At 73.4% G+C, this 14,289-nt stretch carries 13 protein-coding genes; 3 read left to right on the top strand and 10 right to left on the bottom strand.

Annotation, left to right across the window (positions count from 1 at the left end; genetic code table 11):
* Positions 1-121: 121 nt before the first annotated feature.
* Entirely contained in the window at positions 122-1,405 is a 1,284-nt protein-coding gene (locus CNQ36_RS20505) for a geranylgeranyl reductase family protein (protein ID WP_004927605.1), read from the bottom strand.
* A gap of 97 nt (positions 1,406-1,502) precedes the next feature.
* Between CNQ36_RS20505 and CNQ36_RS20500 the strand changes: the two genes are divergently transcribed.
* Together CNQ36_RS20500 and CNQ36_RS20495 are read left to right on the top strand one after the other, a co-directional pair.
* Entirely contained in the window at positions 1,503-2,009 is a 507-nt protein-coding gene (locus tag CNQ36_RS20500) for a GNAT family N-acetyltransferase (protein WP_121548532.1), read from the top strand.
* Between the two features lie 120 nt (positions 2,010-2,129).
* Complete coding sequence (locus CNQ36_RS20495) at positions 2,130-2,471, top strand: PASTA domain-containing protein (protein ID WP_121547079.1); 342 nt, start codon at positions 2,130-2,132, stop codon at positions 2,469-2,471.
* Here CNQ36_RS20495 and CNQ36_RS20490 read toward each other — a convergent pair.
* From CNQ36_RS20490 to CNQ36_RS20475, 4 genes are read right to left on the bottom strand one after another with little or no spacing between them, the layout of a single operon-like run.
* On the bottom strand, positions 2,458-3,153 hold the full coding sequence (locus tag CNQ36_RS20490) for a demethylmenaquinone methyltransferase (protein ID WP_004927614.1): 696 nt from the start codon (positions 3,151-3,153) through the stop codon (positions 2,458-2,460). The two genes, CNQ36_RS20495 and CNQ36_RS20490, sit on opposite strands and share 14 nt — an antisense overlap.
* Positions 3,150-4,262: an acyltransferase family protein gene (locus tag CNQ36_RS20485; RefSeq protein ID WP_121547078.1), complete on the bottom strand. Its 1,113-nt coding sequence runs from the start codon at positions 4,260-4,262 to the stop codon at positions 3,150-3,152. Before CNQ36_RS20485 ends, CNQ36_RS20490 begins: the two co-directional genes overlap by 4 nt.
* Complete coding sequence (locus tag CNQ36_RS20480) at positions 4,262-6,484, bottom strand: bifunctional polysaccharide deacetylase/glycosyltransferase family 2 protein (RefSeq protein ID WP_121547077.1); 2,223 nt, start codon at positions 6,482-6,484, stop codon at positions 4,262-4,264. The genes CNQ36_RS20485 and CNQ36_RS20480 overlap by 1 nt, the downstream gene beginning before the upstream one ends.
* The gene (locus tag CNQ36_RS20475; protein ID WP_121547076.1) at positions 6,481-6,843 is read right to left on the bottom strand and encodes a hypothetical protein; all 363 of its coding nucleotides are present in this window, start codon (positions 6,841-6,843) and stop codon (positions 6,481-6,483) included. The genes CNQ36_RS20480 and CNQ36_RS20475 overlap by 4 nt, the downstream gene beginning before the upstream one ends.
* A 188-nt stretch (positions 6,844-7,031) precedes the next feature.
* On the opposite strand from CNQ36_RS20475, the gene CNQ36_RS20470 reads away from it, so the two are divergent.
* Positions 7,032-8,048, top strand: a complete 1,017-nt coding sequence (locus tag CNQ36_RS20470) for a chitinase (RefSeq protein ID WP_121547075.1) — start codon at positions 7,032-7,034, stop codon at positions 8,046-8,048.
* Between the two features lie 31 nt (positions 8,049-8,079).
* Here CNQ36_RS20470 and CNQ36_RS20465 read toward each other — a convergent pair whose 3' ends face one another.
* The 5 genes from CNQ36_RS20465 to CNQ36_RS20445 form a co-directional block, all read right to left on the bottom strand.
* Complete coding sequence (locus tag CNQ36_RS20465; RefSeq protein WP_121547074.1) at positions 8,080-8,679, bottom strand: imidazolonepropionase-like domain-containing protein; 600 nt, start codon at positions 8,677-8,679, stop codon at positions 8,080-8,082.
* 7 nt (positions 8,680-8,686) lie between these two features.
* The gene (mqnC, locus tag CNQ36_RS20460; RefSeq protein ID WP_004927627.1) at positions 8,687-9,886 is read right to left on the bottom strand and encodes a cyclic dehypoxanthinyl futalosine synthase; all 1,200 of its coding nucleotides are present in this window, start codon (positions 9,884-9,886) and stop codon (positions 8,687-8,689) included.
* A 69-nt stretch (positions 9,887-9,955) separates the two neighbouring features.
* The gene (locus CNQ36_RS20455; RefSeq protein ID WP_121547073.1) at positions 9,956-10,753 is read right to left on the bottom strand and encodes a prepilin peptidase; all 798 of its coding nucleotides are present in this window, start codon (positions 10,751-10,753) and stop codon (positions 9,956-9,958) included.
* On the bottom strand, positions 10,750-13,674 hold the full coding sequence (locus CNQ36_RS20450) for a BTAD domain-containing putative transcriptional regulator (RefSeq protein ID WP_121547072.1): 2,925 nt from the start codon (positions 13,672-13,674) through the stop codon (positions 10,750-10,752). The genes CNQ36_RS20455 and CNQ36_RS20450 overlap by 4 nt, the downstream gene beginning before the upstream one ends.
* 260 nt (positions 13,675-13,934) lie before the next feature.
* A complete protein-coding gene (locus tag CNQ36_RS20445; RefSeq protein ID WP_040906390.1) occupies positions 13,935-14,177 on the bottom strand; it encodes a hypothetical protein in 243 nt (80 codons plus the stop codon).
* Positions 14,178-14,289 lie beyond the last annotated feature (112 nt).

The raw sequence follows: 14,289 nt of genomic DNA, 5'->3' as shown, positions 1-14,289 counted from the left end.
CGTCCGGCGGCGTGAGGGCCCCTCACGGGGCCCCGGTACGGACGCCGACGGCCGGAGTCCGTCCTCCGGACCCCGGCCGTCCACAGCGCCTCTCACGGCTTCGTGCCGTGCGGGCGCCCTCTCACGCCTTGGGCGCCACCTTGCTCAGACCGTTGATGATGCGGTCCATCGCGTCGCCGCCCGTCGGGTCGGTCAGGTTGGCGAGCAGCTTCAGGGTGAACCTCATCAGCATCGGGTGCGTCAGTCCGCGCTGGGCGGCGATCTGCATGACCTTCGGGTTGCCGATGAGCTTCACGAAGGCACGGCCGAGCGTGTAGTAGCCGCCGTAGGTGTCCTTCAGCACGCGCGGGTAGCGCCGCAGCGCGATCTCCCGCTGGGCGGGCGTGGCGCGCGCGTGGGCCTGGACGATCACCTCGGCGGCGAGCTGCCCGGACTCCATCGCGTAGGCGATGCCCTCGCCGTTGAAGGGGTTCACCAGACCGCCGGCGTCGCCGACGAGCAGCAGCCCTCGCGTGTAGTGCGGCTGGCGGTTGAAGGCCATCGGGAGCGCGGCGCCGCGGATCGGGCCGGTCATGTTGTCCGGGGTGTAGCCCCAGTCCTCCGGCATGGACGCGCACCAGGCCTTGAGGATCTCCCGCCAGTCCAGCTCCTTGAAGGCGTCCGAGGTGTTGAGCACGCCGAGGCCGACGTTGCTCGTGCCGTCGCCCATGCCGAAGATCCAGCCGTAGCCGGGCAGCAGCCGGTCCTGCGCGCCGCGCCGGTCCCACAGCTCCAGCCAGGACTCCAGGTAGTCGTCGTCGTGGCGCGGGGAGGTGAAGTACGTACGGACCGCGACGCCCATCGGGCGGTCCTCGCGGCGGTGCAGGCCCATCGCCAGGGACAGCCGGGTGGAGTTGCCGTCGGCGGCGACCACCAGCGGGGCGTGGAAGGTGACCTCCCGCTTGTCCTCGCCGAGCTTGGCCTTCACCCCGGTGATGCGGCCGGTGCGATCGTCGACGATCGGTCCGCTCACGTTGCAGCGCTCGTAGAGCCGGGCGCCCGCCTTCTGGGCCTGCCGGGCGAGCTGCTCGTCGAAGTCGTCGCGCTTGCGGACGAGTCCGTAGTCGGGGAAGGAGGCGAGATCCGGCCAGTCGAGCTGGAGCCGGACGCCGCCGCCGATGATGCGCAGGCCCTTGTTGCGCAGCCAGCCGGCCTCCTCGGAGATGTCGATGCCCATCGACACCAGCTGCTTCACCGCGCGCGGGGTGAGGCCGTCGCCGCACACCTTCTCCCGCGGGAACTCGGTCTTCTCCAGCAGGAGCACGTCGAGTCCGGACCGGGCCAGGTGGTAGGCGGTGGTGGAGCCGGCTGGCCCCGCGCCCACGACGATCACATCGGCGGTGTTTTCGGAGAGGGGCTCGGTCACGGCGGGATCTCCCCAAGTTCGAAATCTGCGTGCCGACCGGCACTGGACAAGGGCAGTCTATTCAGCACGATTGATCACCCGGCTGAAGGGCTGCCCCGTGAACCGAGCTCTCCCCGCTGTACGGCTGCGCGTTCCGACCCACGAGGACGCCTTCGCCTGGCACCGGATCTTCGCCGATCCGGACGTCATGGAGTTCCACGGCGGCGCCCCGGCGGAGCTCTCGGTGTACGAGGAACTGACCGCCCGCCAGCGCCGGCACGACGCCGCGCTCGGCTTCTGCCTGTGGAGCATGCTCGACGAGTCCGGCCGGGTCATCGGCTTCACCGGCGCCCAGCCGTGGGAGCGGGACTGGGGCCCCACGGGCGAGATCGAGATCGGCTGGCGGCTCGCCCGGGAGTACTGGGGCCAGGGCTTCGTCACCGCGGCGGCCCGGCAGACGCTGGAGCGGGTGACGGCGGCGGGCACGAAGGACGTGGTGGCGATGGTGGACGCCGGCAACGCGCGGTCCATCGCGGTCACCCAACGGCTCGGCATGCGCCTCGCCGACACCTTCACCATCCCGGGTTCCGGGCGCGAGGGCCACTGCTACCGGCTGGACCTCTGACCCCCACCAGGCAATCGTCACGCACGGTAACGAATTGTCACGGAAAGCCACTTGATGCTTCCGGCGGGCACGGCGCGGGTCTACCCTGCCGGTACCGCTTGGGGGGTGACGTCCGTGCGTATGACACCCGGGACCCCGACGCCCGAAGTGCGCGTGCCGCGCCTGGTCGGTCTGATGGCCGTGGACGCGCGCGAGTCCGCCCGCTCCCGCGGCCTGTCCGTCAGCGCCCCGGACCGGCCGGACTTCGCGTTCGTCGTCGTCGACTACGTCGTACGGCAGTATCCGCAGCCCGGTACGGAGGTGCCGCGGGACTCCGTGGTCCATGTGTGGCTCGACTTCGGGGAGGGCGAGGGCGGCGGAGGGGTGCGCGAGCCGCGCGGACCGCTGCCGCCCGACGGCGGGCTCCGGCGGGAACTGGAGGAGCCCGCCCTGGCCCGCGCGGCGGGGCTCAGCTCTCCTTGAAGCCCCGGTGCAGCGCGACCACGCCGCCGGTGAGGTTGCGCCACGCCACCTTCGACCAGCCGGCGCCCCGCAGCCGTCCGGCCAGCGCGGGCTGGTCGGGCCAGTCGCGGATGGACTCGGCGAGGTAGACGTACGCGTCCGGGTTGGACGAGACCGAGCGGGCGACCGGCGGCAGCGCGCGCATCAGGTACTCGGTGTAGACGGTGCGGAACGGCGCCCAGGTCGGATGCGAGAACTCGCAGATGACGATCCGCCCGCCGGGCCGGGTCACCCGGTGCATCTCGCGCAGCGCCGCGTCCGTGTCCCGCACGTTGCGCAGCCCGAAGGAGATGGTGACGGCGTCGAAGACGTCGTCCTTGAAGGGCAGCCGGGTGGCGTCGCCGGCCGCGTACGGGAGCCACGCGTTGTTCCGCTTGCCGACCCGGAGCATGCCCAGGGAGAAGTCGCACGGCACGACGTAGGCGCCGGCGCGGGCGAAGGGCATGGACGAGGTGCCCGTGCCGGCCGCCAGGTCGAGGATCCGCTGCGCGGGCCCGGCGTCGACGGCCTTCGCGACCTCCTTGCGCCATCGCCGGTCCTGGCCGAGGGACAGCACATCGTTCGTCAGGTCGTATCGCTCCGCGACGTCGTCGAACATCGAGGCGACTTCGTGCGGCTGCTTGTCCAGGGATGCGCGGGTCACGTGCCCATTCTTGCAGCCCTCCCGCCCGGCAGGAGCGCCGGCTTCCGGCGGGCGGCGACGTCCTCGACCCAGCCGCACGCCAGCACGAAACCGGCGATCAGGACCCAGCCGACCCCGAACAGGAACCACTGGCTCTCCAGCGGCAGATACCGCTCGAACGCCGGCACCTCCCAGAACCGGTCGGTCAGCGGCACGGCCAGGATCAGCGCCAGCTCGTGCCAGAGGTAGACCGTCACGGCCCGCGCGTTGAACACGGTGACCAGCCGGGAGCGCACCGGGCCGACCGCGCCGGCGTACTCCTTGGCGTACATCAGCAGCGTCACGAACCCGGCCGACCAGAAGGCCTGCCCGAGCGGGTTGTCGTCGAGGTCGTACGTGCCGCCGTACCGTGCCTGGTGGGTGAGGGCGTACCAGCCGCCGAGGGCGAGCGCGGCGAGCGAGGGGAGGACGACGGCGAGGGGGCGCAGCCGCCCGAGCACCCCGTCGTGGTGCGCGAAGCCGAGGAGCCAGCAGAACAGGAACGTCGCCAGGTCGGTGAGCGCGCCGCCGAAGCGGCCCTCCGGCGGCGGGACGGACGTGAGGACGGCCACCGGGACCAGCGACAGCGCCAGCACCGGCAGCGGGGCCCGCCGGAACAGCCGCAGCAGCGCCGGGGAGAGCAGCACGAACCACAGGTACGTGCGCAGGTACCAGACGATCTCCCAGGCCTGCCCGGCCCAGGCGCTGCCCGGCGGGTCGCCGAGCGGCACGATCCAGTACACGATCCGCCAGTCCGGCATCCAGCCGTGCAGCAGCATCGCGGTGACCACGAAGAAGCCCCATAACCAGAACGGCGGCAGCAGCCGGCGGAGCCGGCCCCGGATCACCGTGAGCGCGGGGCGCCGCAGCGACCTGGCCATCAGGGTGCCGGCAAGCCCGAACATCACCCCCATCGACGGGAAGACGAGACCCGCCCAGGCCCAGCCGAAGGTGTGGTAGGCGACGACCCGCACCAGGGCCACCGCCCGGAGCAGGTCGAAGTACCCGTCACGGCCCGCCGGGGCGGCGCCCCTGGAGTCCTCGCCCGCCGGACGCGCGGCCCTCCCGCGGGGCGCCCCGTGCGCCCCCATCAGCCGCCCGTCCCCGCCGGCATCCCGACCTCGCCCGTCCGCTCCAGCTTCTGCCAGCGCAGCCGGCCGCCGGTCAGGGCGGTGACACAGGAGTGGATCAGGACCAGGTACATCATCTGCCGGTACGCCAGCTGCTGCAGCGGCAGCATCAGCAGGTACCGGTACTTCTCCCCGTCGAGCCGGAAGGCGTACGCGGCGCACACCAGCTGCACGCCCAGGACGGCGCACCAGGCCAGCAGTGCCGCGCGGAAGTCGACGAAGAGCATCGAGTACACCGTGAACACGTCGATGAGCGGCGCGAACACCGGGGTGACGACCTGGAAGAGCACCACCAGCGGCATGCCGACGCGCCCGAACCGCCCCGAAGGCCCCCGGTCGGTCAGCGACCCGCGGTGCTTCCACAGCGCCTGCATGGTGCCGTACGACCAGCGGTAGCGCTGGGACCACAGCTGCCGCAGGGAGCGCGGGGCCTCGGTCCACGCGCGGGCGTGCTCCTCGTAGACGACCCGCTGGCCCGCGCGGTGCAGGGCGATGGTGATGTCGGTGTCCTCGGCGAGGGTGTCCTCGCTCATCCCGCCCGCCTGGAGTACCGCCTCGCGGCGGAACGCGCCGATCGCGCCGGGGATGGTCGGCATGCAGCGCAGCAGGTCGTACATCCGCCGGTCGAGGTTGAAGCCCATCACGTACTCGATGTGCTGCCAGGCCCCGATGAGCGTGGAGCGGTTGCCGACCTTCGCGTTGCCCGCGACGGCGCCCACCGACGGGTCGGCGAAGGGCTGCACCAGACGGGCCACGGTGTCCGGTTCGAAGACGGTGTCGCCGTCCATCATCACGACGATGTCGTGACGGGCGCTGCGGACCCCGTTGTTCAGGGCGGCCGGCTTGCCCGCGTTGGCCTGCCGGATCACCCGGACGTTCGGCAGGCCGAGCGCCTCGGCGAGGTCCGCCGTGCCGTCCGTGGAGCCGTCGTCGACGACGATCACCTCGATCGGATGGGTGCTCGCGGCCAGCGACCGCAGGGTGTTCTCGATGCACTCCTTCTCGTTGTACGCCGGGACGATCACGCTGACCGGCCGGGTGACGGGCGGCCCCCAGGCGAACCGGCGTCCGTTGCGCTGCCGGTGATGGCGCCGGGCGAGGACGAGCATCATCGCGAACCGCCCCATGACGGCCACGCCGACGACCACCAGTGCGGCCGAGAGCGCGGGCACCGTCCACTCGGCGACGGCGACGGCCGCGACCAGCGCCCTGCCCTCGTAGAGGGTGGTGCCGGTGGCGGGACGGTGCGAGGCCTGGAGCGCGTCGCCGGCTCCGGGCCCGGCGGCGTCGGCGGACTGCTCCCGCTGCTCGGCCATGGCGCCGCTGACGGTGGTGAAGGTGTAGCCCTCCGCCCGCATCTTCTCGATGTACTCGGGCAGCGCCTCGAGCGTCTGCGAGCGGTCGCCGCCGGAGTCGTGGAAGAGCACCGAGGCGCCCTCCCCGTCCTCCGGGGTGGCCCCTTCGACGATCTGCGGGACGCCCGGCTCCTTCCAGTCCTCGCTGTCGGTGTCGATGAAGACGCTGGTGTAACCGTCCTCGCCGAGCTGCTGGTAGACCTGCCAGCTGTAGTCGTCGACGGCGTCCGTCTTCGAGGAGTACGGCGCCCGGAACAGCGTGGTGGTGATCCCGGCCGCGCCGGCGAGCGCGAGCTGGGTCTGCTCCATCTCCCGGGCGACGCGGGAGGCGCTCTGGTACGACAGGTCGACGTGCGTGAAGGTGTGCACGCCGACCTCGTTGCCCTGCTCGACCAGGTCCCTCACGATGCCGGGGTGGCGCGACACCATCGAGCCGACCAGGAAGAACGTGCCGGGCACGTCGTACTCGTCCAGGATCTCCAGCACCCGCGGCGTCCAGGTGGGGTCCGGTCCGTCGTCGAAGGTGAGCACGATCGTCCGGTCCGGGACGGAGACGGTCGTGGCCTGCCCGCCCGGGAAGGTGAGGATCGGGCCCCCGTCGAGGATGTCGTCGGGCACGTCGGCGGACGAGGCCCCGGTGCGCACCCGCTGGTCGCCGCCGACCTCGGCGCGCAGATAGCCGTCGAGCAGCATCACGCAGCTCAGGGCGAGCAGGAGCAGCAGGGCGAGCAGGACCCGCGGCCGGTGCAGCGCGGCGGCCCGGCCGGCGGCGCGCTCCATGCGGGTGGGGGCGCGCCGCCGGCCGCGGGCGGTGGGCGTGGCGGTCATGAGGCCGCCGCGGCAGGAGCGGTGGCGGACGGGGTGGCCGTGGGCGGCGCCGGGGGCGTGCCGGTCGGGACCACCCCGTCACGCGGCCCGGCGCCGCCGGGTCCGGCCTCCCGCTGTCCGCCGCCGAACGGCAGCAGCGACGCCGGGGTGACCGAGGTGCCGATCCCCATGAAGGCCATGCCCAGCACGACCGCGTACCCGGCGCAGACGACTCCCAGGAGGAGGCCGGCCCGGCGCAGCAGCCTGGCCCGGCGTCCTGAGGAGTCGACGAAGACGGGCCCCTCGCCGGGCCCGTTGCGGCGTTTGCGGCGGCGGCCGCGCACGGCGGCACGGCTTTCGATGGCGGGATCGGAATGCATGGCCCGGACGGTAGGAGCCGCTGTTTGCCGAAAACCCTGTCCTTCCTGTGAGTTGTCCGTGAGAAGGCGGCCAACCTCTCCCTGCGCTGAGAAACCTCCGGAAACCGGGCGTACATCCCCAGGTGGGACACAGCACCGTGTGTCAGCTTTGCCGTCCCCACCGATGCCGTACGAACGGAGCGAGCGCGATGCGCGGTCCACTGAAATCCGCAGCCGGGCTCGCCCTGCTGCCGGTCCTGGCGCTGGCCGCGGGATGCTCCGCGGGGGGCGCCGCGACGGACGCGGCCCCGGCGGACCCCACCGCCTCCGCCCCGTCGACGTCCGCGCCGGTCACCGCGTACGCGCCGTACGTCAGTGCCGGGACGGCCTCCGCCACCGAGGCGGCGGGCTCTCCCACGACGTACAACCTGGCGTTCGTGATCTCCTCGGGCAGCGGCTGCACGCCCTACTGGAACGGCACCCAGGACATCGACGACGAGTCGGTGACGTCCCGCATCGCGGGGCTCACCGGGTCCGGCGCCGACGTCCGGGTCTCCTTCGGCGGCGCCTCCGGCGACGAGCTGGCGGCCACCTGCGACAGCGCGGCCGAGCTGGCCGGGGCGTACGGCGCGGCTCTGGACGCGGCCGGCGCCGCCCGCGCCGACTTCGACATCGAGGGCGACGAGCTCACCGACTCCGCCTCCGTGGACCTGCGTTCGGAGGCGCTCGCGCTGCTGCAGGAGGAACGCGCCGCTCTGGAGGTCTCGTTCACCCTCCCGGTGATGCCCTCGGGGCTCGACCAGGACGGCCTGGACCTGCTGGAGTCCGCCAACGACCACGGTGTCCGGGTCGCCACCGTGAACATCATGACGATGAACTACGGCGAGTCCTACGACGGCGACATGGGCGACTACGCCCTCGCCGCCGCCCGCGCCACGCAGACCCAGCTCCGGGACGTCTTCGGTCTGTCCGCGGCCGGGGCATGGCGGGGCATGGCGCTCACCTCGATGATCGGCGTCAACGACGTGGCGGGCGAGACCTTCACGCTGGAGGACGCGGCCGAGGTGCGGGACTTCGCGCGGGAGAAGGGCGTCGCCTGGGTGTCGATGTGGTCGGCGTTCCGGGACCGGGAGTGCGGCGAGGACGCCTCCGCGGACGATCCGCTGACCGACTGCAGCGGGGTGGAACAGGAGGACGGGGCGTTCGCGGAGGCGCTCGCGGGGTGAGGCCGGGGCCCGCCGCGGCGGGCGGGGCGCGTCAGCGCCGCCGGTACACCAGGCGGCCGCCCACGACGGTGGCCACGCACGTGGACGCGCCGTCCCGCACGAGGGTGTCCCGGTCGGGCACGTCGAACACCGCGAACCGCGCGCTCTGCCCGGCGCCGAGCGCCGGCAGCAGCACGAGGGGCACCGGGGAGAGCGCCGCGGGGCCGGGCAGTGCGGCCGGACGCCCCGCCAGGGCGAGTCCGGCCCTGCGCACCGCGTCCAGCGCCTCGCGGCCGCGCAGCTCACCGGCGACCGCGACCGTTCCGTGCGCCAGCATGCGCTGCACTCCGCGACGTGCGCTGGCGCCCCGCGCGGACGGCCCGGCGGCGAGGAGGGCCCGCGCGCGCTCCCCGAACACCGGCTCGGTGCCGAGCCGGTCCGCCTCGCGCGGGTCGGGGTGGTACGCCTGCTCCAGCAGTTCCGGACCGTAGGGGTTGAGCAGTCCGGGCGTCAGGATGCCGGGCCAGCGCCGCAGCCGGGCGTCCGGATGGCCGGCTGCCAGCCGCTCGGAGGGGCCGACGGCGGCGATGTGCGCGCCGTCGACCAGGACGGCGGTCTCGGGCGAGGCGTCGGCGGTGTGAAGGGTCAGCACGCGGAGGTCAGTTGGCGGACAGGAGCTTCAGCTCCGGGTGGGCCGTGCCGCCGTCGATGGCGGTGGACGAGATGTGCGAGACGACGCGGTCGTCGACGGGGTCGTTCGCCGGGTCGTCGTGCACGACGAGGTGCTCGTACGTCGTCGAGCGCTGCGCCGGGACCCGGCCCGCCCTGCGGATCAGGTCGATGATCTCCAGCCGGTTGGAGCGGTGCTTCGCGCCGGCGGAGGAGACCACGTTCTCCTCCAGCATGATCGAGCCGAGGTCGTCCGCGCCGTAGTGCAGGGAGAGCTGGCCGACCTCCTTGCCGGTGGTCAGCCAGGAGCCCTGGATGTGGGCGACGTTGTCGAGGAACAGGCGGGCGATGGCGATCATCCGCAGGTACTCGAAGAGGGTGGCCTGGGTGCGGCCCTTCAGGTGGTTGTTCTCGGGCTGGTAGGTGTACGGGATGAACGCGCGGAAGCCGCCCGTGCGGTCCTGTACGTCGCGGATCATCCGCAGGTGCTCGATCCGCTCGGCGTTGGTCTCGCCGGTGCCCATCAGCATGGTGGAGGTGGATTCGACGCCGAGGTCGTGCGCGATCTCCATGATCTCCAGCCAGCGCTCGCCGGACTCCTTGAGCGGGGCGATGGCCTTGCGGGGGCGGGCGGGCAGGAGTTCGGCGCCCGCGCCGGCGAAGGAGTCCAGCCCGGCGGCGTGGATGCGGGTGATCGCCTCGTCGACGCTCACCTTGCTGATCCGCGCCATGTGCTCGACCTCGCTCGCCCCCAGGCTGTGGATGACGAGCTGCGGGAACTCCTTCTTGATGGCGGCGAAGTGCTTCTCGTAGTACTCGACGCCGTAGTCCGGGTGGTGGCCGCCCTGGAACATGATCTGCGTGCCGCCGAGCTCGACGGTCTCGGCGCAGCGCCGCAGGATGTCGTCGAGGTCGCGGGTCCAGCCCTTGGCGGTGTCCTTGGGCGCGGCGTAGAAGGCGCAGAACTTGCACGCCGTGACGCACACGTTCGTGTAGTTGATGTTCCGCTCGATGATGTACGTCGCGATGTGCTCCGTACCGGCGTACCTCCGCTTGCGCACGGCGTCGGCGGCGGCGCCCAGCGCGTGCAGCGGGGCGTCGCGGTAGAGGGCCAGGGCCTCTTCGGAGGTGATCCGCCCACCGGCCGCGGCACGGTCGAGGACGGGCTGAAGGTCGGCCTTCTCGGTCACCGGTGTCCCTTTCGCAAAAGGTGTGGACGGACCGATCCAGCGTACGCCAGCGGCCCCGGGCGGCCGACGTCAGGCCGCGTACGCGCCGATCAGCAGCCCCGTGAAAGCGCCGCCGATCAGGAACGGACCGAACGGGATCGCCGTCTTGCGCCCCGCCCTCCGGGCGACCACCAGCGCGCCCCCGTACACCGCCCCGAACACGAACCCGGCGAGGGTGCCCAGCATCACGGCCGGCCAGCCGTACCAGCCGAGTACGGCGCCCGCGCCGAGCGCGAGCTTCACGTCGCCGAAGCCCATGCCGCCCGGGTTGATGAGGAACAGCACGAAGTAGCCGGCGCCCAGCGCGAGCGCGCCCAGCAGGGCGGTGGTCCACTCCCCGGCGTGCTCGGGGACGAGCGCGGCCAGGCCGAGCAGGGCGAGGGCGGCGCCGGCGAAGGGCAGGGTCAGCGGGTCGGGCAGCCGCTGCACCCGGAAGTCGACGACCGCGAGCAGCACCCCGAGGGGGCCGAGCAGCAGCCAGACGCCCAGCTCGGGCCGGGTCCCGGTGGCGGCGGCGAGGGCGGCGCAGACCAGCGCGGTCACCGCGGCGAGCACCAGGCGGCCGGGCCCGTAGCGGACTCCGGGCGGCGCCCGGTGGTACTCGGTGCCGGTGGTGGCGTCGTACGTCGGCCCGGTCACGGTCCCCGGCGGGACGCACTCCGCGCAGCGGGCCCGTCCGAGCCAGCCGCCGACCGGGTGTCCGCCGGGGCACTCGGTGTGCCAGGCCTCGCCGGCCGGCGCGGAGAACCGGTAGGCCGCCCGGGGCAGCAGGGTGCCGGCCACCGCGCCCCACGCCGCGGCACCCGCCACGAGCACGAGGTCGGTCATCCGGCGAGGGCGGCGTCGTCGCGCCAGGTCGGCAGCAGTTCGTCGAGCAGCGCCTCGGTGCGCGGCGGCAGCCCGCGGGCCCCGCTGCGGTCGAGCAGGTCGGCGGCGAGGGCGGTGAGCCGCGCGGGGTCGCCCAGAGCGTGGGTGGCGCGCAGCAGCTCGTTCCACAGCCGCTCGTCGGAGGAGGCGGTGCGCAGCGCGGCGTTCAGCGCCTCGATGGCCTTCTCCGCGCGGTCCTTCTCCATGTGGAACTCGGAGAGGGCGAGCCCGGTGTCCGCGACGAGCAGGGGGAGCTGGGCGTCGACGATCTCGTGGCCGAGCCAGCGGTAGCGGCCCTCGGGCCGGTCGGCGAGCAGCGGCCCGCGCACCAGCACCAGCGCGTCGGTGAGCAGCCGTCCGCGTACCGCCCTGCTGTCGACCCCCCTGCCCTGGGTGGCCTCGTGGTACAGCGACCGCAGCACGTCCAGGTCGGAGACGACGGACTTGGCGAGGGTGAGCCGTCCGGTGGCGTCGGCGCCGAGGCGGGGCGTGCCGTCGGGGTCGGTGCCGAGCCAGGTGCGCAGCCGCTCGATCAGCGCCTCGCGGACGTCGTCGGTGACGCCGCGCGGCCAGAGCGCGGAGGACAGCACCCGCGGGTGCACCCCCTCGCGGTGCAGCAGCAGCAGCGCGAGCGCCTCGTGGAGCAGGGCGCTGCGTTCGCCGTCCGGGGTGTCGAGCCCGATGATCTCGTACGGTCCGACCAGCCGCGCGTAGACGGCGGGCCGCCCCTGCTCGCTGACGTCGACGAGGAACGGCGGTGTGTCGCCCGGTCCGTCGGGGCCGCGCTCTGGGTCCGCGTCGACGAACAGCTCGACGACCGCGCGCTGTTGGGCGGCGGGCAGGAGCTGGGCGTCGAGTTCGAGACCGAGCAGCGGGGCGAGCAGCTTGCCCTCGCCGGTGATCTGCATCTCCCAGGCCGCACCCGGCAGTTCGCCGTCGCCGGTGCCGACGAGGTAGCCGATGCCGAGGCGGCTCGCGTCGGCGGCGAGTTCGGCGAGCGTGACGGCGTCCTCGGCGGACGGCTCGGCGGCGAGCAGGACGAGGTGCGGGGCCCAGCGGGTGTGCTGGGCGGGCCCGGTGCGTCCGGTGAGCACGGAGTCGTGCCCGGCGGCGCCGAGCGCGCCGCGCCGCTGCCGGGTCTCGGCCTCCATGGTCTCGATCAGCGCCTCGATGCCGTCGAGGTGGCGCAGCCGGCTGGGCGCGAGCGGGGTCAGGTCCTCGCCGAACCCGACGAGGGTGATGGTCATGCGGTCCGACCAGCCGTTGGTGGCCAGCTCGGCGGCCACGGAGGCGAACACGGCGGCCCGGTCGGCCTCGCTGCCGCTCAGCGAGACGATGCCGGGGACGGCCTCCAGGTTGAGCAGCAGCCGGGAGTCGTCCATGGTGCCGAGGCTGACGAGGCCGGGGAAGGGAGCGGCGGTGTCGGCGTCCTCGTACCGTCCGGCGTCGTCCTTGGCCAGCATCCAGAGCGTCTCGTCCTGCCCGAGCTGCCAGGGCGCCGGCGGCTTCCCGGACGGCTGGGCGAGCTGGAGGTGCAGGTCGCCCTTGGTGAGCCAGGCCGCGTAGACGGTGGGCAGCGGACGGGACTCGGCGGCCAGGGAGGCGGCGAGCCCGCGCAGCGACCGGTCGAGCAGCCGTACGCCCTCGGGGTCGGCGCCGACCAGCAGCGCGTCCTGCACGTCCTGGGCGTCCCCGGTGGGCGTGGGCGGCTCCATCCCGCGCCGCCCGCCGATGCCGGCGAACGCCGACTGCCACAGGGCCTGCCGGCGCCGGTGGCCGAGCGCGCCGAGCAGGCCGGCGGCGAGCAGCGGGGCGGCGAGGAGTGCTTCGGGGAGGCCGAAGGTGGACGTCTCGCGGGCGGGGGCGGCGTGCTCCTGACCGCCGGCCTCGTCGGGCGCGGGAGCGGGCGCGGGCCGCTGTTCGGGCACGGAGACCTCGGCGGCGCCGCCGCCACCGCCCTGGGCGTGGTCCCCGGTCCTGTCGTAGTCGCGGATCTGCTGGCGCACCTCGGGCGAGAGCTCGGGCGCCTCGTCCGGCATCTCGACGAGTTCGCCGCCGCGCGCGTCGCCGGGCATCTCCATGATCCAGCCGGGCCGGATCAGGCTGGCCTCGGACAGCTTGGAACCGTCGGGCTGCGTACGGTCCTTGTTGAGCTCGAAGATCTCCTTGTACCGGCGTCCGTCGCCGAGGTGCCGCTCGGAGATCTCCCAGAGGGAGTCGTGGTGGCGTCCCTCGGGCGGCTGGATCCGGTAGAACTTCGTGTCGCCCTGCTGCCTGGCGCCGGTGCTCGCGGCCGCCTCGGCGTGCGACGCCTGCTCGGCGAGCGCGGCGGCCGCGCCGGACGCCTGCTCCTGCTGCTGGGCGAAGAGGCCGGGGGTCTGCTGGGCGGCGGCCACGGTGGGCCGCTGGTTGCCGTCGAGGCTCTGCCCGAGCTGGCTCAGTCCGGGGGTGAAGCTGGCCGCGGTGGCGCCGACGAGCAGTACGGCGGCGACGAGCTGCCGGGCGAGCAGCTGACTGGGCCCGGCGCCGGGCACCCGCCCCGGCACGCCGACGCCGGACAGCGCGGCCTTCATCTCGACGAGCACGCACGCGGTGAACTGGGCCCAGGCGAGCCAGACGACGAAGGTCAGGATGGAGAGGAACGTCCCGACGGAGATGTCCTGCTTGAGCCACTCCATCGGCTCGAACGTCTCCGGGAACGGCCAGCCCGCGGTGACGGCCAGCGCGAACGGCACGCCGACGAGCAGCGCGAGCAGCGCCACGAAGGCGAGGAACGCCTTGACGAAGTCCCCGAAGGTCCGCCGCCGCACCCGCACCGGCTGGGGGGTCCGGTTCCGGGGAGCCGTCGAGCTGGACGAGCTGGGACTGCGGCGTCGCGGCATGGCGGGTGTCCTGGGTCGAGTGGAGGAAGGGTCTGCTGAGCGTACAGAGATCTTATTGACTCCCAGGGGCGCAGTCGAAGGGTGCGTTCGCCTCCGCCCTGCAGGAAGCGGCTCCACTCCGCTCCCGCCGGAGCGGGTCCAACTGAGGCACGTCCGGGGCGGGGAGAGCGGCACCCGCACGCGAGCGGGCCCCGGACACAGCGCACAGCTGTGTCAGGGGCCCGCCCTCACGCGTTCTCAGCGCACGTGGACCGTGCGGCTCAGACCATCGTGGTGTGCGCGTGGCCGTTCGCCACGGCAGCGCCGGGCGTCACCGAGGCGCCGAGTCCGGCGCAGACGGAGAGCGGACCGACCTCGGCGTGCAGGGCCGCGGCGGCGGAACCGCCGGCCGTGGTGACGGCGAGACCCGCCGCGGCGTCGACGCCGCCGTGGAGACCGCCGGACACCTGGTCCAGGTCCGCGTCGGAGATTTCGACAGTTTCGACCTGGGGGACGAAGTTCATGTCAGGTCTTTCCTTTCGCATCAAGGAATGTGAGCGGCGGAGCACACCCGAATTCCGAGTGGGGAAATCCGGAACCGTTCACCGGGGGGCCGCACACTGATCCAAGCACGAC

Origin of the sequence: Streptomyces fungicidicus (assembly GCF_003665435.1) — a bacterium.
Taxonomy (GTDB): domain Bacteria; phylum Actinomycetota; class Actinomycetes; order Streptomycetales; family Streptomycetaceae; genus Streptomyces; species Streptomyces fungicidicus.
This window is presented reverse-complemented; position numbering and strand designations above follow the sequence as displayed.